The sequence below is a fragment of the Proteus alimentorum genome, assembly GCF_002607735.1.
Lineage (GTDB): Bacteria > Pseudomonadota > Gammaproteobacteria > Enterobacterales > Enterobacteriaceae > Proteus > Proteus alimentorum.
The window spans coordinates 121982-146887 of the sequence record NZ_NBVR01000018.1 but is presented as its reverse complement, the minus strand read 5'-3'; the positions used below and the strand labels follow the sequence as shown (position 1 = coordinate 146887).

General features: G+C 40.8%; 20 protein-coding genes and 1 other RNA gene. 9 read left to right on the top strand and 12 right to left on the bottom strand.

Going from position 1 to position 24906, the window contains the following annotated elements; translation table 11 throughout:
- Nucleotides 1–2 precede the first annotated feature (2 nt).
- Both rnpB and rsmI read right to left on the bottom strand, forming a co-directional pair.
- Nucleotides 3–377, bottom strand: an RNA gene (gene rnpB, locus B6258_RS03645) — RNase P RNA component class A.
- A gap of 60 nt (nucleotides 378–437) precedes the next feature.
- Nucleotides 438–1316 carry a 16S rRNA (cytidine(1402)-2'-O)-methyltransferase gene (gene rsmI / locus B6258_RS03640; RefSeq protein WP_099074123.1) on the bottom strand — a complete coding sequence of 293 codons (879 nt, stop codon included), beginning with the start codon at nucleotides 1314–1316 and terminating at the stop codon, nucleotides 438–440.
- A gap of 61 nt (nucleotides 1317–1377) precedes the next feature.
- Between rsmI and B6258_RS03635 the strand changes: the two genes are divergently transcribed.
- From B6258_RS03635 to dolP, 4 genes are all read left to right on the top strand, one after another.
- Nucleotides 1378–3144, top strand: coding sequence for a penicillin-binding protein activator (locus B6258_RS03635; protein WP_099074122.1), 1767 nt, complete (start codon nucleotides 1378–1380; stop codon nucleotides 3142–3144).
- Nucleotides 3145–3224: 80 nt separating this feature from the next.
- Nucleotides 3225–3602 carry a YraN family protein gene (locus tag B6258_RS03630; protein ID WP_023582844.1) on the top strand — a complete coding sequence of 126 codons (378 nt, stop codon included), beginning with the start codon at nucleotides 3225–3227 and terminating at the stop codon, nucleotides 3600–3602.
- A 22-nt stretch (nucleotides 3603–3624) separates the two neighbouring features.
- Nucleotides 3625–4215: a DnaA initiator-associating protein DiaA gene (gene diaA / locus B6258_RS03625; RefSeq protein ID WP_004245257.1), complete on the top strand. Its 591-nt coding sequence runs from the start codon at nucleotides 3625–3627 to the stop codon at nucleotides 4213–4215.
- 9 nt (nucleotides 4216–4224) lie between these two features.
- On the top strand, nucleotides 4225–4803 hold the full coding sequence (gene dolP / locus B6258_RS03620) for a division/outer membrane stress-associated lipid-binding lipoprotein (RefSeq protein WP_099074121.1): 579 nt from the start codon (nucleotides 4225–4227) through the stop codon (nucleotides 4801–4803).
- Nucleotides 4804–4915: 112 nt separating this feature from the next.
- On the opposite strand, the gene ureG is transcribed toward dolP, so the two are convergent.
- Genes ureG through B6258_RS03585 form a run of 7 tightly spaced genes read right to left on the bottom strand, consistent with a single transcriptional unit; the run spans nucleotide 4916 to nucleotide 9952 of the window.
- Nucleotides 4916–5533, bottom strand: a complete 618-nt coding sequence (gene ureG / locus B6258_RS03615; protein WP_099074120.1) for an urease accessory protein UreG — start codon at nucleotides 5531–5533, stop codon at nucleotides 4916–4918.
- A 9-nt stretch (nucleotides 5534–5542) separates the two neighbouring features.
- Nucleotides 5543–6208: an urease accessory protein UreF gene (locus tag B6258_RS03610; protein WP_164996131.1), complete on the bottom strand. Its 666-nt coding sequence runs from the start codon at nucleotides 6206–6208 to the stop codon at nucleotides 5543–5545.
- 24 nt (nucleotides 6209–6232) lie between these two features.
- Nucleotides 6233–6730 carry an urease accessory protein UreE gene (gene ureE, locus B6258_RS03605; RefSeq protein WP_099074118.1) on the bottom strand — a complete coding sequence of 166 codons (498 nt, stop codon included), beginning with the start codon at nucleotides 6728–6730 and terminating at the stop codon, nucleotides 6233–6235.
- A 26-nt stretch (nucleotides 6731–6756) separates the two neighbouring features.
- Nucleotides 6757–8460: an urease subunit alpha gene (ureC, locus tag B6258_RS03600; RefSeq protein WP_099074117.1), complete on the bottom strand. Its 1704-nt coding sequence runs from the start codon at nucleotides 8458–8460 to the stop codon at nucleotides 6757–6759.
- Nucleotides 8457–8783, bottom strand: a complete 327-nt coding sequence (locus B6258_RS03595; RefSeq protein ID WP_099074116.1) for an urease subunit beta — start codon at nucleotides 8781–8783, stop codon at nucleotides 8457–8459. Before B6258_RS03595 ends, ureC begins: the two co-directional genes overlap by 4 nt.
- 8 nt (nucleotides 8784–8791) lie before the next feature.
- Nucleotides 8792–9094, bottom strand: a complete 303-nt coding sequence (locus B6258_RS03590) for an urease subunit gamma (RefSeq protein ID WP_023582851.1) — start codon at nucleotides 9092–9094, stop codon at nucleotides 8792–8794.
- A 21-nt stretch (nucleotides 9095–9115) separates the two neighbouring features.
- Nucleotides 9116–9952 (bottom strand): urease accessory protein UreD, encoded by an 837-nt coding sequence (locus tag B6258_RS03585; RefSeq protein WP_099074115.1) that lies wholly within the window; start codon nucleotides 9950–9952, stop codon nucleotides 9116–9118.
- 494 nt (nucleotides 9953–10446) lie between these two features.
- On the opposite strand from B6258_RS03585, the gene B6258_RS03580 reads away from it, so the two are divergent.
- Complete coding sequence (locus tag B6258_RS03580; protein WP_099074114.1) at nucleotides 10447–11337, top strand: AraC family transcriptional regulator; 891 nt, start codon at nucleotides 10447–10449, stop codon at nucleotides 11335–11337.
- Nucleotides 11338–11342: 5 nt separating this feature from the next.
- Here B6258_RS03580 and mtgA read toward each other — a convergent pair whose 3' ends face one another.
- From mtgA to arcB, 3 genes are all read right to left on the bottom strand, one after another.
- Nucleotides 11343–12041 (bottom strand): monofunctional biosynthetic peptidoglycan transglycosylase, encoded by a 699-nt coding sequence (gene mtgA / locus B6258_RS03575; protein WP_099074113.1) that lies wholly within the window; start codon nucleotides 12039–12041, stop codon nucleotides 11343–11345.
- 20 nt (nucleotides 12042–12061) lie between these two features.
- Nucleotides 12062–12712, bottom strand: coding sequence for an isoprenoid biosynthesis glyoxalase ElbB (elbB, locus tag B6258_RS03570; protein WP_099074112.1), 651 nt, complete (start codon nucleotides 12710–12712; stop codon nucleotides 12062–12064).
- Between the two features lie 236 nt (nucleotides 12713–12948).
- Nucleotides 12949–15285: an aerobic respiration two-component sensor histidine kinase ArcB gene (gene arcB, locus B6258_RS03565; protein ID WP_099074111.1), complete on the bottom strand. Its 2337-nt coding sequence runs from the start codon at nucleotides 15283–15285 to the stop codon at nucleotides 12949–12951.
- A 673-nt stretch (nucleotides 15286–15958) separates the two neighbouring features.
- Here arcB and gltB point away from each other — a divergent pair.
- The 4 genes from gltB (at nucleotide 15959) to B6258_RS03545 (ending at nucleotide 24893) form a co-directional block, all read left to right on the top strand.
- Nucleotides 15959–20419 carry a glutamate synthase large subunit gene (gene gltB, locus B6258_RS03560; protein ID WP_099074110.1) on the top strand — a complete coding sequence of 1487 codons (4461 nt, stop codon included), beginning with the start codon at nucleotides 15959–15961 and terminating at the stop codon, nucleotides 20417–20419.
- A 9-nt stretch (nucleotides 20420–20428) separates the two neighbouring features.
- Nucleotides 20429–21826 carry an FAD-dependent oxidoreductase gene (locus B6258_RS03555; protein ID WP_099074109.1) on the top strand — a complete coding sequence of 466 codons (1398 nt, stop codon included), beginning with the start codon at nucleotides 20429–20431 and terminating at the stop codon, nucleotides 21824–21826.
- 509 nt (nucleotides 21827–22335) lie between these two features.
- Complete coding sequence (gene dcuC, locus B6258_RS03550) at nucleotides 22336–23610, top strand: C4-dicarboxylate transporter DcuC (protein WP_099074108.1); 1275 nt, start codon at nucleotides 22336–22338, stop codon at nucleotides 23608–23610.
- Between the two features lie 14 nt (nucleotides 23611–23624).
- The gene (locus B6258_RS03545) at nucleotides 23625–24893 is read left to right on the top strand and encodes an amidohydrolase (protein ID WP_099074107.1); all 1269 of its coding nucleotides are present in this window, start codon (nucleotides 23625–23627) and stop codon (nucleotides 24891–24893) included.
- The last annotated feature ends 13 nt before the right edge of the window (nucleotides 24894–24906 follow it).

Genomic DNA, 24906 nt, shown 5'->3' with positions numbered 1-24906 from the left:
ATGAGGTGAGTTGACCGTTAAGCCGGGTTCTGTCGTGGACAACCATTCATCTAGGCCAGAACTTGCGCGCTGGCTCCAGCAACCTACCCGGGTTCAATGCGGGCCGCACCATAAGAACCCCTATTTGGTCTTGCTCCGGGTGGAGTTTACCATGCCACAAACTGTTACCAGTTGCGCGGTGCGCTCTTACCGCACCCTTTCACCCTTACCTGATCCTGTAAACAGGCCATCGGCGGTTTACTCTCTGCTGCACTTGTCGTAGGCTCGCGCCTCCCAGACGTTATCTGGCACCCTGCCCTGTGGAGCCCGGACTTTCCTCCCCTCTATCCGTCTCCCCGAAGGGACAACGATAAAGCAGCGGTTGTCTAGTCAACTCAGGGTGCGGATTATAGGGATTTTGGTAGAAAATGTATAGCAAAAGAAGCTAAAAAATCACTTTACTCGCCTGAAGCTTCACCATTTTGCTCAATGACATGTTTATAGAGTGCATTTTTCTTCACGCCATAAATCTCCGCAGTGACAGCAGCCGCTTTTTTCAGTGGTAACTCTTTTTGTAAAATCGCGAGTGTCCGTAATACTTCTGGAGAAAAATCATCATCAACGGGTTTTTCATAACCCTCAACAATTAATACCATTTCACCTTTACGACGATTTTCATCTTCAAGAACCCATTTCAGTAATTCACCCACTGGCATGCCTTGAATAGTTTCCCACGTTTTTGTGAGCTCTCTCGCTAATACTACGTAGCGATCTTCACCCCAAACTGTCACCATATCAGCTAAACTATCTAACAGCCGATGTGTTGATTCATAAAAAATCAATGTACGAGGCTCTTCGGATAATGCGCGTAAACAATCCTGACGACTTTTTGTTTTTGCTGGCAAAAAGCCTTCATAACAAAAACGATCAGAAGGGAGCCCTGCCGCAGACAGTGCCGTAATAGCGGCACAAGCACCGGGTAATGGTACGACATTGATACCATTCTTACGACATTGATTGACTAAATGATAGCCAGGATCGTTAATTAATGGTGTACCTGCATCAGAGACTAATGCGATACTTAGCCCCTGTTGTAATTTGCTGATTAATTGATCCGCTTTTTGCTGTTCATTATGATCATGTAACGCATACAAACGTGCGTTAATGGCAAAGTGCTGTAATAGAAGCCCAGTATGACGGGTATCTTCTGCAGCAATTAAATCGACATGAGACAGCACATCAAGTGCCCGCTGGGTGATATCGCCCAGATTACCAATAGGTGTGGGTACTATGTACAGTGTGGATGTCGTTACCGCTGCTCGATTAGGTTGATTCATTGTTTATTCCGAATGACCGATTTAAAATTGAGCATAATTATAAAACATCACTGGGTACAGTATGCTTTCCTCAATTTTTGTGCGTTTTAAAACAGGTTTATCCTATACTGCGATACTCTCTGCGCTGATTATGTCAGGTTGTACCCTGACGGGGCAACAAGAACAACCTCTCACTCCCGCTGCAAAAGCAGAAATGGAGATGAAACAATTTCAAAAAGTGATTGATGACGCTCAAGGGCTAGCATCTTTAGATGTTATTAGAGCCTATATTGGGTTAGAAACATTAATTACTGATCCTCAACTGCATCAGAAAAATATTGATGATACCTGGCTCACACTAACCAAACTCACACCAGAGCAACGCCGTAGTGCTGTTATCAAAGCAGATGAAAATACGCTGCAAGGTTGGTTAGATTTACTGAATACCTATGAATACAACAAAGATGATGCTGATAAGTTATCAACAGCGGTCAGAGAATGGCAAACTCGCTATCCTCGTAACCCAGCAGCATTAACACTTCCTGCGTCATTATTACGTCTTTCACAACCCTCAGTAAGCACGAGTAGCCAAATCGCGTTATTATTACCGTTAACAGGGCAAGCGAAAGTCTTTGGTGAAGCTATTCGTCAAGGCTTCCTTGATGCACAAAGTGGTTTACCTCAACCTCAAGCGATGCCTACAGCGCCACAAGAGCCTAAAAAAGATGACAGCCTTGCATCAATTTTAGAAGAGTTAGGTATCAGCAATACTGAAACGCCAACAACAGATCCAAATACAGCTAAAGATACCACTGATAATAGTGAAACAAATCAAGTAAAAGAAGAAAAAGAAACGGAGGCTTTTTCAGGTAATATGACCGTTCAACTTGATCCTATTGCACAAAACTCTCGCCAAGTGATTGTTTACGATACCAATAGCCAATCTATCGACGTTTTACTGAAAAAAGTACAGCAAGACGGTGCCAACTTAATTGTCGGACCACTGCTAAAACCTGAAGTCATGAAGACGATAGAGCTTCAAAGTGGCTTACCTGTATTAGCATTAAATGAATTAGATAGTGTTCCTTCAGCGACAACTGTTTGTTTCTTCTCTCTTTCACCAGAAGATGAAACCCGTAATGCGGCACAACATTTACGTCAGCAACAAAAATCAAACCCATTAATTATTGTTCCTGATAATAAATTTGGCCAAAGAATGGCACAAACCTTTGCTGATGAATGGCAACGCACGGGTGGCGGTACTGTTCTACAACAAACATTTAGTTCTGTTGAAAGCTTAAAAGCTTCTATTAACCGTGGTGTGGGTATTCGTATGACAGGTACGCCTGTTCTACCAACCGCTAATGCACCTTTACCGTTAGAGACGCAATCTATTCCCTCAGCAGGTGGTGCCATTGATTCGGTTTACATCATTGCGACTAGCGATGAATTAACCTTAATTAAACCAATGATTGATATGGCAATCAGTACCCAAAAGCGTCCACCAATTTATGTTAGTTCGCGTAGTAACCAAGGTGGAACAGGCCCTGATTTCCGTATGGAGATGGAGGGTATTCAATTTAGTGATATTCCATTGATGACTGGCGCTAATTTGCCGTTAATGCAAAAAGCATCAAGCAAATTTGCGAACGATTACTCATTAATGCGTCTTTATGCTATGGGAATTGATGCATGGTCATTAGCAAACAATTACAATGATCTGACAAAAGGCACATTACGTTTTAATGGTATTTCAGGTTCATTACGTGTTGAAAACAACTGTACTGTTTATAGACAACTTCCTTGGATGCAATTTAAACAAGGTAAAATTGAACCTGTTACACAGTAGTACACGTATTTCGTTATCATTAAAATAAACCGCCATAAAGGCGGTTTATTTTATGAGCAAGATGAAGAAGGAAATCATGGATGATTTTTTCTAAAAGCCCTTATTTTTTAGGGCTATACTACGAACAAAAAGCGCTAAAATATTTACGCCAACAAGGATTAATATTGATTGAGCGTAATGTCCGATATCCCTGTGGAGAAATTGATCTTATTATGCAGGAAAAGAGGACATGGGTATTTGTTGAGGTTCGTTTTAGACGTAACATCTTATTTGGTGATGCAATAAGCTCTATTACGACCTCAAAACGGCGTCGCTTATGGCGTACAGCAAAATGTTGGTTAGCACAACGCCAAGAAAGTATTGAAACTTCAGACTGTCGTTTTGATATTTGTGCATTTAATCAACGCCAGCTAATATGGCTAAAAAACATTCTCGATTATACGGAATTTATTCGTTAAATTAGATTATATAGGTCTTAACGTGCTTGATAGAATCAAAGTCTGCTTTACAGAGAGTATTCAAACTCAAATTGCAGCAGCAGAAGCATTACCAGATGCCATTTCCAGAGCCGCCATGATGATGGTTCAATCTTTGTTAAACGGCCATAAAATATTAAGCTGTGGAAACGGTAGCTCAGCAGCAACAGCACAGCGATTTGCCGCAAGCATGATCCATCGTTTTGAAACAGAGCGCCCAAGCTTGCCTGCTTTATCGTTAAACACAGATAGCGTTGTGATGACTGCGATTATGGGGAATCAGCAGCACGATGAAATCTATGCAAAACAAGTGCGTGCATTAGGACAAGCTGGAGATGTGCTACTTGCTATCTCAACTCACGGTAACAGCAGAAGTATTATTAAAGCCGTTGAAGCCGCTGTTACACGAGATATGACCATTGTTGCATTAACAGGTTATGATGGCGGAGAGCTTGCCGGATTATTAGGCCCTCAAGACGTTGAAATTCGTATTCCATCTCAACGTACCGTCAGAATACAGGAAGTTCAGATGCTAACAGTCAATTGTCTCTGTGATTTAATTGATAATACATTATTCCCACATCAGGATGACTAAGGAGTTACTATGAAATTGCTTCCTATCACCGCAGTGCTGTGTTCTGCACTTTTACTGCAAGGTTGTATCGGCGCAGCGGTTGTCGGCACTGCCGCAGTTGCGGGTAAAACTGCAACCGATCCTCGCTCATTAGGGCAACAAGTTGACGATGGTACCTTGGAAGCACGAGTTTCTGGTGCTCTAAATAAAAACGAACAGATCAAGAAAAGCAATTCACGTATTGTGGCTACCGCTTATCAAGGCAATATTCTGTTAACAGGCCAAAGCCCTGATATGTCTGTTGCGAATACGGCAAAACAGGTCGCAAGTACAGTTGAAGGGGTGAATAACGTCTACAACGAAGTTCGCCAAGGTGAGCCTGTGACATTAGGTACTGCCTCTTCAGATACATGGTTAACAACCAAAGTTCGCTCTCAAATTTTAGGCAGTGATTCAGTAAAATCCTCTTCTGTAAAAGTGATTACTGAAAATGGTGAAGTGTTCTTATTTGGCATTTTAACCCGCCAAGAAGGGGCGGCTGTTGCAAAAATTGCCAGTGAAACCAAAGGGGTAGTAAAAGTAACCACTGCATTTACTTACCTTAACTGATCCCATCACTAATCTCGTTTTTATATTACCCTGACAGTATCGGTCTTTATAAGAAAATGACCGATACTGTCAGTTTTTTCTCGACTAACACTCGCCTTTACTCAACAAGCTGTTAGCGTCTTAACATCCCTTTATCAATGATAAAATCGATAATTGTTTCCAAGCCCACTTTTTCTTTTAGATTTGTGAAAACATAGGGCTTCACCGGACGCATTCTTGCTGTGTCTGCTTCCATAACTTCTAATGAGGCACCAACATAAGGTGCTAGGTCGATTTTATTAATCACTAATAGATCTGAATGTGTAATACCGGGGCCACCTTTACGTGGAATTTTTTCCCCTTCGGCCACATCAATCACGTAAATGGTTAAATCAGCAAGCTCAGGGCTAAATGTCGCACTTAAGTTATCACCACCGCTTTCCACAAAAACGATATCAAGATTTTTGTGGCGCATAGCTAATTCTTCAACTGCCGCAAGATTCATTGATGCATCTTCACGAATAGCAGTATGAGGACAACCTCCCGTTTCGACACCAATAATACGATCCGCATCTAATGCTTCAGCACGCGTTAAGATCTTGGCATCTTCTTGGGTATAAATATCGTTAGTCACAACGGCGATTTCATAAGTGTCGCGCATTGCTTTACAAAGAACTTCTAACAGTGCTGTTTTTCCTGATCCAACAGGACCACCAATACCAATACGTAGTGGTTGATTATATTCTTGCATATAGATTTCTCATGAACGAAAAAGTCGAGTGTATTGTGTTTCATGGCGACTACTGGCAATAATTTGCGCGGGTGTAAAACTCCCAATATCTTCCGTTGGCCAATGTGCGGATTGCTCAACAATGGCAGGGATCTGCTCTGCTAATGTAAACAATATTTTCTGCCCCGCACTTTGCCCTAATGGGATCAGTTTTACGCCTGACATCACGGTATTTTCAAGCCAACCCCAAGCGTAAGCACAACATAACTTTTCAGAGGAGATATTCCATTTCACAGCGGCTAACGCAAACGCCATGAGTTGTGTCTGTTTTACACACGCTTGTAAAGTTGCATCTAACTCAATATCGAGTTGAGGAAGTAAACGAGCAAAAGCGATACCTCGTTGGCGCTCTTCTTGTCTTAATTCTTTGGTTTCACGACTTGCGACAATAAAATCACACCAATATTTTACGTCACTCATTTTCGCTTGTGCCAAATTTTCTTGTAATCGCCGTAAGATAGGGAGCTCTAACGTTGCTAAAGTACCGGTCATTTGGGTACTTAGCCAATCCGCTAATGTTTGAGGACAACAAACCCACCCCTTTTCAATCGCCCACTCTAACCCTTGAGAATAAGTAAACGATCCCACAGGTAAAGAAGGACTGACTAATTGATATAAGCGCAGATCTGCAAGCATCAATAGACTCCCTTATTCAAATAATTAGTGATGATGATGATCGTCATGAGAGTGATGATGATGATGACCACCAGACGATCCACCATAAGCGCCCGGCTCAGGCTGGTATTTCTCTAAACCCACCACCACATTGGCACCTAAACCTCTCGCCATATCATCTAGAACATGATCATGAAAATAACGGCACCAACCTGCTTCGATTTGTAATGGAACATGACGATTACCTAAGTGGTAACAAACACGAGCCAATAACAGGGGATCGTCACTATATACGGTTGAAACTTGCTCTTTTGCCGCTTCAATGGTTACCAACGTATTATCTTCTGATAGTAAGATATCGCCCTCTTTTAGCACCGTACCACGAGGCAAAAATAGCCCCGCTTCTTGTCCATCACTTAATGTCACTTTTAAACGGCTTTTGGTTCTTTCATCCATTGTTAAGCACAGAGTAAGAGCCTGTTCTTCTGACGTTGCTGTTTCAAACGCTTTTTGTTTATCAATAAGTTGAGTAAATCTTTTCATTCTCTACATTCTCGGTAAAACGCGGTTCAAAAGAGAAAATAGCGTTGTGCCATGGGTAATTGCGTTGCAGGTTCACACACTAATGGCACACCATCCGCTTTCACAATATAGGTTTGAGGGTCAAGCTCGATATGAGGCACATAACTATTGTGGATCATCGACGCTTTAGTAATATTACGACACCCTTTAACACGACCAATTAAGCTCTTTAAGCCCAGCTTTTCAGGTACGCCTGCGTCAATCCCCGCTTGCGACATAAAGATCATCGACGTTTGATATTTCGCTTTACCTAAACACGCATACATTGGACGATAATGCACAGGTTGAGGTGTTGGGATCGCCGCATTAATATCACCCATTGGCGCATAAGCCACCATGCCACCTTTCATGATCAATGCCGGTTTCACACCAAAGAAAGCCGGATCCCATAAAACCAGATCAGCCAATTTCCCTTTTTCAATAGAACCGACTTCATGTGCAATACCATGTGCTAAAGCAGGATTGATCGTGTATTTCGCCACATAGCGTTTAATGCGATGGTTATCACTTTCAGCAGTATCACCTTCTAATGTACCGCGTTGTAATTTCATTTTGTGCGCACATTGCCAAGTACGCAGAATAACTTCACCGACGCGCCCCATTGCCTGCGAGTCTGATGACATAACTGAAATAGCCCCCATATCATGTAAGATATCTTCTGCTGCGATGGTTTCACGACGGATACGAGATTCAGCAAAAGCCACATCTTCAGGAATAGAAGGATCAAGGTGATGACAAACCATCAGCATATCAAGATGCTCATCTACCGTGTTAATGGTATAAGGCATTGTTGGATTAGTAGAAGCTGGGAGAATATTGGGCTCACCGACTGATTTAATGACATCAGGTGCGTGTCCACCCCCCGCGCCTTCTGTATGGAAAACATGGATCACACGACCAGCTATCGCTTTCACGGTTTCTTCGTAGAAACCACCTTCATTTAACGTGTCAGAGTGAATAGCAACTTGCACATCCATTTCATCGGCAACATTAAGGCAGTTATGAATTGCCATTGGTGTTGCGCCCCAATCTTCATGAATTTTTAGACCAATAGCACCCGCTTCAATTTGCTCACGAACGGCTTCAGGTTGGCTCACACAGCCTTTACCGAATAAACCAATGTTAATTGGGAGTTCATCAACCGCTTCTAACATGCGGTGCATATTCCAAATACCGGGGGTTACTGTGGTTGCATTTGTTCCTGCAACTGGCCCTGTACCACCACCAATAAACGTGGTGACACCAGAAACCAAACCTTCTTGTGCTTGTTGAGGGCAGATAAAGTGAATATGCGTATCAACACCACCTGCGGTAACAATTTTACCTTCACCCGCAACCACTTCTGTGGCGGGTCCTACAACAATATCCACATTAGGCTGTACATCAGGATTACCCGCTTTACCGATACCCACAATACGGCCATCTTTAATACCGATATCCGCTTTTACGATACCCCAATGATCTAAAATAATGGCATTTGTGATAAGCACATCGACACATTCAGCATTGACGACTTGGCTCTGTCCCATACCATCACGAATAACTTTACCACCACCAAACTTGACCTCTTCGCCATAAGTGGTGAAGTCTTTTTCAATTTCAAGAAAAAGCTCAGTATCGGCTAATCGCAGACGATCGCCAGTTGTTGGGCCAAACATATCTGCATAAGCTTGACGTGAGATAGTTTTCATTTTTTCTCACTCTCCAATTTACCCATCACTTTGCCATGAAAACCATAAATTTCACGTTTTCCAGCAAAAGCCACCAATTCGACTGTACGGCTTTGACCCGGTTCAAAACGAACCGCCATGCCCGCAGGAATATTTAAACGAAAACCCAAAGTGGCTTCTCGTTCAAATTTCAGTGCGTCATTCACTTCATAAAAATGATAATGAGAGCCGACTTGCACGGGTCTATCGCCATGATTAGCAACCTGTATTGTTTTTGTCTCTCGACCTGCATTAAGTTCGATATCGCCTAATGCTTGGTTAACTCTAATTTCACCGGGTATCATGTTGTTACCTACACAATAGGATCATGAATAGAAACAAGTTTTGTACCATCAGGGAATGTACATTCCACTTGAATATCTTTTATCATTTCGGGCACACCTTCCATGACTTGTTCTGCAGTCAAAACAGTGCGCCCTTCACTCATCAATTGGGCAACCGTTTTACCTTCTCTCGCCCCTTCCATAATGGCGCAACTGATAAGTGCAACCGCTTCAGGATAATTAAGCTTAAGCCCTTTCGCTAAACGTCTTTCAGCAACAAGACCCGCTGTAAAAAGCAGTAATTTATCTTTTTCTCTTGGTGTTAATTCCATTTCTGCTCCTAAAATTAACGATTATGTCGCCCATATACGAGGCGGCTCAGGACAATACCCTAACCAGTGTTGTCTGACGGTTTGCCAAACTTGAGCAAAACACGCCATCATCGGCTCTGTTTGAGAGCCTAATAACCGTAAAACTAAAATACCGTCTACATCCGTTAAACCATATTCAATAACATGATCATAAGAAGCGGAGAAAACCTCGATACTTTGTTGAATAAGGCTTTTTAATTCATCCGTTGCGGGATAAATATAAAGTGACCCCAACATCGGAAATTCACGCATGGCAGCCGATCTTTTTTGTAAACCATCGACAAAAAGCGACTCAGTTAATGTCAGCTTTTCATCGATATAGAAATTTAACCGCCCTTTTACATTGCCATTTTCAAACCATTCATTTAAAACGGGGCGACCAAAACATTGAATTTCCCAGCCAATAAACTTGCTCGTAGAGGCAACATGAATATGCGTTTCTAGGCGAACTTGGGCTTCAGGAAAAAAGATATTTTCTTGAGGTAACCACTCTAAAAAGCCATTATCGGCTACTTTTAAGGTTTGAATTTGCCGAGCAACACCGCCCGCACTACGGTAAAACTTAGTGGCCCCGGGTGTTGTGAGCAACGCGTGCGCTTGAGGCTGCACATCAATATTGATCAATAGCTTATCGCCACCCACCACGCCGCCAGGGGGATGAAGCAAATAGGTGTGTGCAATACCTTGCTCAGGATAAAAAGGACGCTGAACCATTAATGGACCGATATGGCGCTTTTCTGTAAGACGTGTTATTTCGCGTTTCACTTCATAACGTAAAACGATTTCAGCAAGCCAACCCTTCCCTGAAAAGTCAGACATACTCACTCCTGCCAACTCGGCAAAATTATCAATAAATCAGGAAAATACGTGAATACATACAGCGCTATCCATAAGATTGAGTCATTCAAAATCAAATAGAAAATAAGCTAATGAATGTTGGATAGGGTGTGAATAAAAAACAAACAGTGATATCCTAACAGCAGGATAATCTCCTTCGTCTGTGACGCGCGATTCTACACCTTATTACGAAAAATGCGTTTTGAATAAATAACAATTTATTTAGAAAAAATAACACTGTTTAAAATAAATGTAAAAAATGAGCAAATATCTATATTGTCATGTTTTATCAACAAGATTATATTCTGCTTCACTCTCATTCTGCTTTGCATGACAACACTAATTTAAATTAGAATAATCTCTCTATTTATTATTCTAGACGTGGCTTATCAGTTTATACAACCAATGAGCTAATTTTGAGTATTGTTCATTTAAGCACGATTAATGCTTAACTTGCCTACGGTATATAGGAGATCATGGAATACAAACATATCCTGTCCTCTAACCAGATGTCTTTAAAAACGTTTTACATCGAAAACCCGATGATAGCGATGGTTAGTGGCGCAAAAGGTACTATTTGCATCAATGGGCAAACTATTGATGTATCAACCCATTTAACGCTTATTATTCCGAAATACAGTCAAGTTTCTTGCGATATAGTCAGCCAATTTACGCATAAATCTATTGAACTACACACTCTTGTATTATGTGAAACAGAGCTTCAGTCTGTTTTCTCTTTACTAAAACCTTTAATTAAATCTAGCTCGCCACTCACAAGCCACCTTCCTGCTTACCATTTATCAACTCCTGAAGTGATAAAAAGTAATTTTGGAATTTTAAAACAGTGCTTACCGCTACCACATAGCTCTCCATCTCAAGAAACCATGTTTATGCAGCAATGTTTATTTTTTATTTTGATGGCGGTGTATCAAGAAGGTATCGATATTTTAAATATCTTCCGGTTTAACTATGATGAGCCGAAAAACCAGGCAATTACACATTTAATTACGCAAGATCCTCAAAGAAAATGGCATTTGGAAGATGTCGCTAAAACGCTGTTCACCACACCATCAACGTTACGTCGGCATTTAAGTAAAGAAGGCGTCTCATTCTGCCAGCTATTGCTGGATGTCAGAATGGGGATTGCTTTAAATTACCTCACATTTTCCAATTACTCTGTTTTTCAAATAAGCCATCGCTGTGGTTTTGGCAGTAATGCCTATTTTTGTGATGCCTTTAAACGTAAATACGGCATGACACCGTCACAATTTCGCATTCAGTCTCGCCAATCTAACGATCCCTCAGCGATAACAAAGCTATCGGAGAAGATTGCTGAGCCTAATAGAAAAATATTTCAAACCTTATAAAATTATTACAAATTATTTTTCTTTAAAAAGGGTGTTCCACCCATTAGCCGCATCTGATTTAAGATCCACTGTTGCCGTTTTAGGGTATAAGCAGAAGGTTTATTTACGTGATAAATATGCGGATTAGGTAATACTGCGGCTAATAATGCAGCTTCATGGCTTGTAAGTTGTTTCGCCGGCTTTCCAAAATAGTGTTGAGAAGCCTGCTCTACACCGAAGATCCCATCACCAAACTCAACAATATTCAGATACACCGTTAAAATACGTTTTTTTGACCAAATAAGCTCGACAATAGGCGTCATTCCTGCCTCAAGCCCTTTTCTTATCCAGCTACGACCATCCCATAAAAAGAGATTTTTGACCGTTTGCTGAGAAATAGTCGATGCACCACGTAATGTTTTCCCGTTGTTATGATTTTTTTTAAAAACTTTCTCAATAGCATCAAAATCGAAGCCCCAATGTTTGGGAAAATTTTGATCTTCAGAAGCAATAACAGCTAAATACATCACAGAAGCTATCTCTTTTTCACTTACCCAAGTGGAATGTGATACATAAGAGAAATCAAACTCACTCCAAGCAGAAATTTGTCTTTGAACCATAACAGCAGAAAAAGGCACAGGTAAAAAAGAAAACAGCACAACTGTTAACAGCCATAAAGCAATTAAAATAATTAATAGTTTCTTTAACTTTCTCACCAGTACCATCTGCTGTTTTTACCTACTATCTATGCCATCTCAAGGACTTTCTTAACCAGTTTCTCAATACCCACCTGTGCTTGTGCAATAGATTGTGCAAGCATATACGCAGGAGTTGTAACAACGCGATATTTTTCATCAACAACAATATCATCAACAGGGCAATCTACATGGACGCCCCCCATCTTTTCAATTGCACGAGCTGTTTCTGCATCATTTCCAATTGTTAATTTTACTGGAGAATTTAACATTTTTGGTAACATTACAGGCGCAATACAGATTAGCCCTAATGGTTTATTTTGCTGATGCATCGCTTGTACAAATCTTAAGAGATCTTTGTTAATTTCACAGTCACTCCCTTTTGTTGCGAAATTGCACAAATTTTTCGCTGCACCAAAACCACCAGGGATAATGACAGCATCAAAGTTTTCAGCCTTTGCCTCTGATAAAGGGGAGATTTTTCCACGAGAAATACGAGAAGACTCTTCCATCATATTCCTTTTTTCTGATTTTTCCTCACCAGTAATATGATTAATTACAGTTGGTTGTAAATCATTAGGTGAAAAATAATGAACTTCAGCATTATTTTGGCTTAAAGCAAGCATAGTGAGCACTGATTCATGGATTTCACTCCCATCGAACACACCACAGCCACTTAAAATTACCGCAATTGATTTCATATCTTTCTCCGTTTGTAGTAGATTACTAGTTACCCATTTATAGGTGTAAACACCAATCGGCATCACATATTTAAATGTTTCTTGTAACAAAAAAACTTATCTTTGCTATTTTGTTGCTTGTATGATGTATGGAATAGTTTCATCCTATTCGCCTATGTAATGAGAATCAAAAAAGCGGATAGAAAAGTTTCCCTGGTGTTGGCGCAGTATTCGCGCACCCCAACCTTCGGTTGGGGTTATTTTTTTCTAGTGTCTAATAACCAGTTTCTTAAACTTTCCACATCCTTTCTCCAATCTCTTTCTAGCTCATCTACCCACTCTTGTATATTGTCCCACCAAGCAGGTAATTCCGATGATTGGATCTGTTTAGCGAGTTGCTGTAAATGTTTTAAACCAATAGAACCTGCTGCACCTTTAATTTTGTGTCCTTCCTCTGAAATCCCCTTCTCATCACGAGCTGTTAGGTTAGATTCAAGGACTGACATATAACTTGGCATCATCTTTTCAAAAACATCTAGACCATCAGTGATTAATTGAGGTCCAACAAGTTCGATGTATTGATTCAGCATGTCTATATCTAGTAATTCTTCATTTTTATTCAACAATTCCGATGACTCATTACATGGTACAGAAACCGCACCATCACCCCAGAATTTATTGATAATCGCAGTAAGTGCATCCACAGAAAGTGGTTTACTTAGCACATCATTCATTCCTGCGTCCAAATACTCTTTTTTGTCTTTCAAAACATTTGCTGTTAAAGCAATAAGAGGAGGAAGTTCATTGCTGTCGAATTCTTGACGTAATTTTCTTGAAATATCGAACCCTGTCATATCCGGTAATTGAATGTCTAGTAGCACTAAGTCATATTCATCAGGCTTAAACATGGATAACGCTTCTTGCCCTGTCATTGCAACATCAACAGTATTACCCAGTTTTTCTAAAACAGAGCAGGCAACAATCACGTTAAGTTCAATATCTTCAACAAGCAGAATATTTAAAGCCGGTAATAAGAGCTCATCATCACTTTCGATATCGTGATGCTCTTCAATCGCAGGAGCGACGATAGAGAGAGTAAAGGTCGACCCCTTACCTAACTCACTCTCAACACGAATATCACCGCCCATATGCTGTGCTAGGCGTTTTGAGACAGCAAGTCCGATACCTGTTCCCGTTGCAGAACGCCCCCCTTGACTATCATTGACTTGATAGTACATGGCAAAGATCTTCTCAAGTTCACTTTTGGGAATACCAATTCCGCTATCTTTCACTTCAAAGAACAACTTATCTGGCGCTTCTTGCCAAATACGCACTTTGATTTCACCTTCTTGGGTAAACTTCACAGCATTACCAATGAGATTCCATAAAATTTGGCGTAATCGAGTCCCATCAGAAGTTATCTTATGCGGTAGCGTTTCTTCTGCTTCAAGTGTGAATTTCAATCCTTTTGGCTGTACTAACAATCCAGACAGGTTTTCTAAATCAGAAATAAATTCAGTGAAGTCAATTGGCTGATTATCTAACTGAATTTTTCTACGCTCAATTTTGTCCATCTCAATCACGTCATTAAAAATATTCCCTAACGTAATCGCACTCACATGGATCGTTTTTAAATAATTGAGTTGTTCTGGTGAAAGCTCAGTATCCAATAAGATACGGCTTAATCCAACAATACCATTTAGTGGTGTACGCAATTCATGGCTGATGGTTGAAATAAACGTGGTTTTATCACGGCTTGCATTCTCTAACGCGTCTTGATAGCGCTTACGCTCTGTAATGTCACGTCCAAAGCCCATTAAACCATGACGTTTACCAATACGATCATAAAACGGTACTTTGCGCAGTTCAAAACAAGCCTTGCGCCCGTCTGGATAGACTAACCACTGCTCATAAGTCAGGGACACATTATGACGGAAGACTTTTTCATCCGTTTCCATCACTTTTATCGCAATATCTTCGTCATACACATCAAGTGGGGTTAAACCGATAAGTTGCTTCTCACTTTTACCTGTCAGTAATTCCGTCGCGCGGTTACATCCTGAAAATTCATTATCTTCATTGCGGTAATACACTAAGTCAGGAGAGGCATCTAGGAATGAACGTAGAAGTGAGGATTGTTGTTCAAGCTCGATTTGCGTCAATTCACGACGCTTCATTTCACTTTTTAGTTTTTCTAGTAGTTCAAGGTGCGCTTTTTCAACTTTTTCACGCTCTTGAATTTCCAAGTTTAATTGCTCAATATTCTCTTTTAATTGAGAGTTAAGCTCTAAGTCGCGCTGGCGCATTACACCGAGTTTATCCACCATACGCGATAAACGGCGTCGTGACTCTTCAAGTTGTTCAACCACAACAGAGAGAAAATAGACAGCCCAAGGCGTAATAATCAGCCCAAAGAAAATAGAGCGAACAAGGTCAATACTGGTAACATCACCTGCAAGCAAGAATGTCACCGCCATTTGAACAACCATCGCTAAAACAACTAATGCAGAAGCTAACAACAATGAGAAGCGAATTAGCCCCAGCCTCATCATTAAGTCAACGTAGTATTGGGCAAGCCCTTTGAGCAATTTCATTGAAAACTCCAATATATTGAATCTATGGAATGATAACCCAAAAATGAATTGGCGCAGTGGCGAACATTCAGAAATCTTACTAAGAGTGTTTATTTCTCATTACTTTGTTTGATTTAACCCTCTATTTTCTCTCAACGAGCCTATCCGAGATATATGCATTCATAAAAATAATACAAAACCAAGCAACATAAACGATAGTGATATCAACGATAAATAGACCTTATTATAAAAAATGCAATTTGTCTTTTTTTATACAAATTGTATAAAAAAAATAAAAATCCAAAATCAATATATTCATTAGAATAACTCACTACCCGTTTTTGTCATTAAAGGATGAGATAAAGCTAAATCGCTCAAATAAAGTGATATAGCTCACATTAAAAAATCGCGCCCACACAAGTTTAAAATAGAATAATTTAGTTATTAATCAATATATTAAAATAAAAAATTCCTTATCTATTTTATCTCAGTCAACTATCCCTACACATTGACCTGATTTTTATTTATCGATAAGTTGAAAAGGCATTGCATAGCAATATAAAAAACACACCAAGCTAGGCAAACACAACATCACCCGACTGAGCACCCATAAATTTACCTACATACTTAGAGCCAAAACGTTCCTTTTGCGCTCTTTTTTGAGGCGCCCAGTAAACTAAGTAGGAAGCAAAAAATGCTCTATCAAAAGACACAGGAAAAAGACAATTGTGGGTTTGGATTGATCGCGCATATTGAAGGGCAAGCCAGCCATAAAATTGTCAGAAATGCCATACATGGTCTCGCCAGAATGCAACATCGTGGTGCTATACTTTCTGATGGTAAAACTGGCGATGGTTGTGGATTACTCTTACAAAAACCAGAGCGTTTTTTCCAATTAGTTGCCCAAGAAAAGGGCTGGCATTTAGCAAAAAATTACGCCGTAGGGATGCTATTTTTAAGCCAAGATCCCAATATCGCCAAACAATGTCGGCTCATTGTCGAAGAAGAACTACAACGTGAAACGCTTTCCATTGTTGGTTGGCGTAAAGTGCCTATTAACACGGATATTTTAGGCAGTATTGCACTTTCTTCACTCCCTCTAATCGAACAAGTTTTTGTTAATGCACCTGCAGGTTGGCGGATAAGTGATATTGAAAGACGGCTCTTTGTTGCCCGTAGACGTATTGAAAAGCGCATTGCTGACAGTGATTTTTATATTTGCAGTCTTTCTAATTTGGTGACAGTTTATAAAGGCCTCTGTATGGCCATCGATCTACCCCGTTTTTTTACCGATCTTGCTGATCTACGCATGGAATCTTCAATTTGTTTATTCCACCAGCGTTTTTCAACTAACACCACCCCCAGATGGCCTCTTGCACAACCTTTTCGTTATTTAGCGCATAACGGTGAAATTAATACCATTACAGGCAATCGCCAATGGGCTAGAGCCCGTGCCTATAAATTCCATACCCCACTTATTCCTGATCTACAAAGTGCAGCGCCTTTTGTGAATGAGAGTGGCTCAGATTCAAGTTCACTCGACAATATGCTAGAGCTTTTTCTCAATGGCGGTATGGATATTGTTCGTGCAATGCGATTGCTAGTCCCACCTGCATGGCAAAATAATCCACAAATGGATGATGATTTACGGGCGTTTTTTGATTTTAACTCAATGCATATGGAGCCTTGGGATGGCCCTGCTGGCATTGTATTATCAGATGGTCGTTATGCCGCGTGTACGCTAGATAGAAACGGTTTACGCCCTGCTCGCTATGTTATCACCACAGATAACATCATCACTTGTGCTTCTGAAATTGGTATTTGGGATTATCAACCTGATGAAGTGCGAGAAAAAGGACGAGTCGGTCCCGGCGAACTGATGGTCATCGATACACATCATGGGCGCATTTTGCACTCGTCCGAAACCGATGAAGATTTAAAAAGACGCCATCCTTATAAATTGTGGTTAGAGCGCAATGTCAAACGTTTAACCCCGTTTGAAGAGTTACCAGAACGACAAGCCACAGGACAACGCGCCTTTGATGATACTTTATTAGCCACTTATCAAAAACAATTTGCCTATAGCCAAGAAGAGCTTGAAAGCATTTTGCATGTACTTGCAGAAAACGGGCAAGAAGCCACAGGTTCAATGGGCGATGACACGCCATTTGCGGTACTTTCTCAACGCCCTCGCCTTATTTATGATTATTTCAGACAGAAATTTGCGCAAGTCACAAATCCGCCTATAGATCCATTAAGAGAAGCCCATGTCATGTCTTTAGCGACCTGTATTGGACGCGAGATGAATGTGTTTTGCGAAGCGGAAGGTCAAGCACATCGGCTAAGTTTTAAATCGCCTATTTTGCTTTACAGTGATTTCCAACAGCTTATTAATCAGGAAAATCCTTATTACCAATCTGTTTATCTTGATATCACTTATCAACCAACAGAATGTAACTTAGAAACAGCATTACGACAATTATGCGCAAAAGCACAACAGGAAGTTCATCATGGTGCGGTATTATTAGTTTTATCAGATAGAAATATCACTAAAGAGCGATTACCTATCCCTGCCCCTATGGCAGTTGGCGCTGTACAAAAAGCGCTGGTAGATAATAACTTACGCTGTGATGCCAATATCATTGTCGAAACTGCCAGTGCCCGTGATCCTCACCATTTCGCCGTATTACTCGGATTTGGTGCTACTGCTATTTATCCTTATCTTGCTTATGAATCTTTAGCTCAACGTGTTGATAAAAAAATCCTGCAAGCAAGCTATGCTCAAGCGATGCTTAATTACCGCAACGGCATAAATAAAGGGTTGTATAAGATCATGTCCAAAATGGGCATTTCAACCGTTGCTTCTTATCGTTGCTCTCAACTTTTTGAAGCGGTTGGATTAAATGATAGGGTTGTCGAACTCTGTTTTGCGGGCGTTGATAATCGGATTAATGGTGCTGATTTTAGCGATTTTGAACATGACTTATTTAATCTGTCTAAGCGGGCTTGGTTAACTCGTCATCCTTTAGAAGCTGGCGGCTTATTAAAATACGCCCACAAAGGAGAATACCACGCCTATAACCCTGATGTCGTTCAAGCACTGCAAAAAGCCGTCAATAGCGGGGAATATACCGACTATCAGCATTATGCAAATCTTGTGCAACAGCGCCCAATTACAACCTTACGCGATATGCTCGCTCTCAATAGCAAGACAACGCCTATCTCAATTGAAGAAGTCGAACCTGAAACGGAATTGTTTAAACGCTTTGATACAGCCGCAATGTCAATTGGGGCACTCAGCAGGGAAGCTCATGAAGCGCTTGCGCAAGCGATGAATACATTGGGGGGATTTTCAAACTCAGGTGAAGGTGGTGAAGATCCGGCTCGTTACGGTACGAATAAAGTCTCACGCATTAAACAAATTGCTTCGGGTCGTTTTGGCGTGACACCTTCTTATCTCATGAGCGCAGATGTTCTACAAATCAAAGTCGCACAAGGAGCAAAACCGGGTGAAGGCGGACAACTTCCCGGAGATAAAGTGACACCTTATATTGCGCAACTGCGTTATGCTGTACCCGGTGTGACCCTAATATCACCACCACCTCATCACGACATCTACTCTATTGAAGATTTAGCACAGCTTATTTTCGACTTAAAACAGATCAATCCCACTGCACTGATTTCTGTAAAACTCGTGTCCGAGCCCGGTGTGGGTACCATTGCAACGGGTGTTGCCAAGGCTTACGCGGATTTGATCACCATTGCAGGTTATGACGGTGGTACAGGCGCAAGCCCTTTAACTTCTGTAAAATATGCAGGTAGCCCGTGGGAATTAGGTTTAGTGGAAACTCAACAAGCACTGGTGGCAAACAATCTTCGTCATAAAATTCGTTTACAAGTCGATGGCGGATTAAAAACAGGTTTAGATATTATTAAAGCGGCGATTTTGGGCGCAGAGAGTTTTGGTTTTGGTACTGGCCCCATGGTAGCATTAGGCTGTAAATATCTGCGAATTTGCCATTTAAATAATTGCGCAATGGGTGTTGCAACCCAAGATGAAACGCTCCGTCGTCACCATTATCACGGATTACCCGAACGCGTTATTAACTACTTCCGTTTTATTGCACAAGAAACCCGTGAGTTAATGGCATTACTTGGCGTAAGAAAAATCACAGATTTAATCGGTCGAACCGATCTGCTTTCATGCCTAGAAGGTGTTAGCAGCAAACAGCAAAAGCTCTCTTTAGGTGGATTATTAGAAACAGCAACTTCACCATCAGGCAATGCGCTTTATTGTCAGGAAAATAATAATACTTATGATAAAGGCGAATTAAATCAGTATATTGTTGCCCAAACCAGTGAGGCTATTAAACAGCAAAAAAGCCAAACAGACTATTTTGATATTCGCAATACAGATCGCTCTGTCGGAGCAACATTATCAGGCATTATTGCTAAACATTATGGTGAAAGTGGCTTATCTGCTACACCAATTAAACTTCATTTTACAGGAACAGCCGGTCAAAGCTTTGGTGTATGGAATGCGCAAGGCGTTGAATTAACCTTAGTGGGTGATGCTAATGACTATGTTGGTAAAGGCATGGCTGGAGGCCGTATTGTCATTTCGCCTCCAGTTGGCTCTGCATTTAAAAATCATCACGCCACTATTATGGGTAATACCTGCCTTTATGGTGCAACAGGTGGAAAACTCTATGCTTCTGGCTTGGCTGGTGAGCGTTTCGCCGTCAGGAACTCCGGTGCGATTGCTGTCGTTGAAGGTGTAGGCGATAACGGATGTGAATATATGACTGGCGGTATTGTCTGCGTTCTGGGTAAAACGGGGATTAACTTTGGTGCGGGAATGACGGGTGGATTTGCCTATTTGTTAGATGAAGATCTCACGTTATCGCAACGGATCAACACTTCGTCAATTGAGTTACTTCCTGTTGCATCCTTTGCCATTCTCGCTGAGCATCTACGTGGCATGATCGCAGAACATGTCAGACTAACAGGCTCACAGCAAGGAGAAAGATTACTTTCACAGTGGGAATATTGGTCACAACACTTCAAATTGGTTAAGCCAAAATCCAGTGATGTCAATGCATTGCTTGGTCATCCTCGTCGTTCATCTGCTGAATTACGCGTTCAGGCACAATAGGAGAATATTATGAGTCAGAATGTGTATCAGTTTATCGACTTAAATCGTATTGAGCCGACTAAAAAACCATTAGCAATTCGCAAAATTGAGTTTGTTGAAATCTATGAAGCTTTTTCGCCACAACAGGCCTCCGCACAAGCTGATCGCTGTTTAGGCTGCGGGAATCCTTATTGTGAATGGAAATGTCCTGTTCATAATTACATTCCTAATTGGTTAAAGCTGGCAAACGAAGGCCGTATTATTGAGGCGGCTGAGCTTTCTCATCAAACAAACAGTTTGCCTGAAATTTGTGGTCGCGTTTGCCCACAAGATAGGCTTTGTGAAGGTGCCTGCACGCTTAATGATGATTTTGGTGCCGTCACAATTGGCAATATTGAGCGCTACATCAATGACACCGCCTTAGCACAAGGATGGCGTCCCGATCTTTCTCACGTCACCATGACCGATAAAAAGGTCGCGATTATCGGCGCAGGCCCCGCGGGTCTTACCTGTGCAGATGTTCTTATTCGACAAGGCGTGAAACCCGTTGTTTTTGATAAACATCCAGAAATTGGGGGATTACTTACGTTCGGGATCCCCTCTTTTAAACTCGAAAAATCACTAATGATCCGACGTCGCGAATTATTCAGTGAAATGGGTATCGAGTTTTGCCTTAATACAGAAATAGGCAAAGATATCGCACTCAGTACCCTAATAACACAATATGACGCCGTATTTCTAGGATTAGGTACTTATCACAGTTTAAGCGGTCATTTTCCTAATGAAAGTGCTAATGGTGTTTATAGCGCTCTACCTTATTTAATTGGTAACACACGTTATTTAATGGGTTATGGTGAAGATCCTCAAACACCTTATATCGACCTTAAAGATAAAAATGTAGTGATATTAGGCGGTGGTGATACCGCAATGGACTGTGTGCGTACAGCGATTCGGCAAGGTGCAAATAAAGTGACTTGTGTTTATCGTCGTGATGAAAGCAATATGCCAGGTTCAAAACGCGAAGTAAAAAATGCTAAAGAAGAAGGTGGCGAATTTTTATTTAATCTTCAACCTATAGATATTGAAGTCGATAATCAAAATAACGTGGTCGGTATTCAAGTTATTAAAACCCAAGGTGATAAAACATTAACGACGATTGAAGGAAGTGAGCATTTGTTATCTGCTGATGCGGTTATTCTGGCATTTGGCTTTAAACCTGCACATTATCCATGGTTAGATGAAAATAATATTGAATATGCATCTTCAGGCAGAATTATTATTTCAGATAATCAAGAAATACCAAATCAAACAACAAACCCTAAAGTGTTTGCTGGGGGCGATATTGTACGAGGCTCTGATCTTGTGGTAACAGCAATAGCAGAAGGAAGAGAGGCCGCTGAAGGAATCTTAAGATATTTATCATGTTAAATATTTTTTATTTTCGTTATTTAAAATAACAATTTCTCTTATTTATTATCCCATTTAATTTAAGTGGGATAATTTTCAATATTAGCGATTAAATTAATAAATAGTATTTAAGGATCATCAAGATATCAGACAAAATAATCATTCTCATTACCATTTAATATAATTTATAGAATAATATTTTGATAAAATACGGTATTCTTTTTTTGTATCAGAATAACACTTCTGATCTATAGTAAATATAATTTATTTTCGTATTTTTTACTTTATCTCTTTTTATTTAACCTTTCTGTCATCTTTTAATGATAATTGTTTTACAGCATTTGTTAATAACATCACAGTCTAAAAAAATAGATTTTATTTCGGCTATTAAATTTGATAACAATCAAATATTGTCAACCTACCAACTTCATAATGGAGTCACCTAATAACTTTACAGAAAAATATAATTTATTGATGTTAGGTTCGTTTTCACAATTAATAGTATTGTCATAATTAACTAGGGGATCACTATGGTGATGCAACTTATAGCAGTAGCCGTTATTATCGTAACTGTCTATTTGCTAATAAAAAAATATGAAACCAGAATGGTGCTAATTGGTGCGGGCTTATTACTCTGTATTTTAAGTCTGAGCCCATTGGATGCGTTTGCTGCATTTAGTGAGCGCATGGTGTCTTCATCATTAATTCAAGCAATCTGTTCGAGTATGGGTTTTGCTTATGTTATGAAGTACACCAAATGCGATATGCATCTGGTTCATGTTTTATCAAAAGTAATGACTCGTCTGGGCTTCTTCCTTATCCCAGCAACGGTTGTCGTAACGTATTTTATTAATATCGCAATCCCATCAGCAGCGGGTTGTGCTGCAGCGGTAGGTGCGACACTCATTCCATTATTAATCGCAGCACGTATTCACCCAGCTATCGCAGGTGGTGCAGTGTTATGTGGTACTATCGGCTCAATGCTAAGCCCAGGTATGTCGCATAACGCCTTCGTTGCTAACATGGCAAATATGGAAGTGGTTGATTTAATCGCTCGCCATAGCCCATACAGCTTAATGGCTGGTGGTATCGCAGCTGTTTCACTGGCAGTTGTCGCTTTAGTGAAAAAAGAGTTCAAAATGGCTTCTGCTACTGGTGATGCATCATCTTCATCAGCGCAAGCAACGCCAGAAGCTGTTCGCCCTAACTACTTATATGCAACAGCACCTTTCATTCCATTGATCCTATTAATTCTGCCATTCTTCGAGTCTTTCAGTACCTTTAAACTGTCTGTACCAGCAGCAATGTTAATCGGTTCTATCTATGCTCTGTTCATCACATTAACTAACCCTGCTCAAATTACGAAAGAGTTCTTTAAAGGTATGGGTAATGCTTATGGTGATGTATTAGGTATCATCATTGCAGCAGCTGTATTCGCCGCAGGTCTGAAAGCATCTGGTTTAATCGACGCGTTCATCAACTTCTTAACTCATTCTCCTGAATTTGCTCGCTGGGGTGGTACTTTAGGGCCATTCTTAATGGGTATTATCACAGGTTCTGGTGACGCAGCAGCATTCGCATTCAACGAAACAGTAACACCTCATGCTGCACAATTCGGTTATGAAATCCCTGATATGGGTATGGCAGCGGCATTATCTGGCGCGTTAGGTCGTACTATGTCACCACTGGCAGGTGCAGCAATTGTTTGTGCTGGTCTTGCAAATGTTAACCCTATGGAAATCGCAAAACGTACTGCACCGGGTATGATTATCGGCGTCATCGCTGTTGCGTTATTCATGCTATAAGTGGAGAAATGAATATGTCAGCAATTACACTAGAAAAATTAATTAAATGGCGTCGTGAGTTTCACCAATATCCAGAAATTGGTTGGTCAGAATTTTTAACCACAGCAAAAATTGTCAAAGAACTACGTAGCTTAGGTTTAGAAGTTAAAGTTGGCCCAGACGTTATCAATCAAGAGTTTGCTTTTGGTCGTCGTCGTCAAGTCGTTGAAAAAGGTCTAGCCGTTGCAAGAGAGCATAAAGTTGATGAAGCTCTGCTTGATGAAATGAAAGAGCTAACTGGCTGTGTCGCTATTTTTGACAGCGGTAAAGCAGGTCCAACAGTTGCACTGCGTTTTGATATCGACTGTGTAGGTGTTAATGAAGCAACCGAAACTAAACACCGTCCTCATGCCGAAAATTTTGCTTCTTGCCATGCTGGCGAAATGCACGCTTGTGGTCACGATGGACACATTTCTATCGGTTTGGGTGTAGCTCACTGGTTAGTTGAGAATAAAGATAAAGTGGTTGGTAAAGTTAAAATCTTATTCCAACCCGCAGAAGAAGGTGTTCGTGGCGCTCGTGCGATGGCTGAAAGTGGTATCGCTGATGATGCAGATTACTTCTTAGGTGCACACTTAGGCTTTATCGCAAACAGTGGTGAAATTGTTATTAACCCAACACATTTCTTATGTACCACTAAATATGACTTCCGTTTTAAAGGTGCGCCATCCCACGCAGGAGCAGAGCCAGAATTAGGCCGTAATGCATTAGCAGGAGCTTGCCATGCAGCGACGCAAATGCTGGGCATTTCTCGTCATGGTAAAGGGATGTCACGTATCAACATCGGTGTATTAAAAGCCGGTGAAGGCCGTAACGTTACCCCCGCTAATGCTGAAATGCAAATTGAAGTTCGTGGTGAAAACGAAGAGATCAACAGCTTTATGGCTGCAAATGCGGTACGTATGGCTGAAGGCGCAGCACATAGCTTCCAGTTAGAAATGGAAAGCGAAATCATGGGTGAAGCCGTTGACCTAACGAATGACCAAGAATTGATTGATGTTATGACCAAAGTTGTTGGTCAACATTCTGAGCTAACTGCGGTTGCAACTCGCCCATTCGGTGGTAGTGAAGATGCAACAGTATTAGCAAAACGTGTACAACGTTGTGGCGGTAAATCACTGTACTTCGTTGTGGGTGCCGATCGAACAGCAGGTCACCACCAAGCAGGCTTTGACTTTGATGAAAAACAATTAATGACTGCGGTTAATCTTTACACCGGTTGTTTAGAAGAACTGTTGAAGTAATTTTTCAGTAATA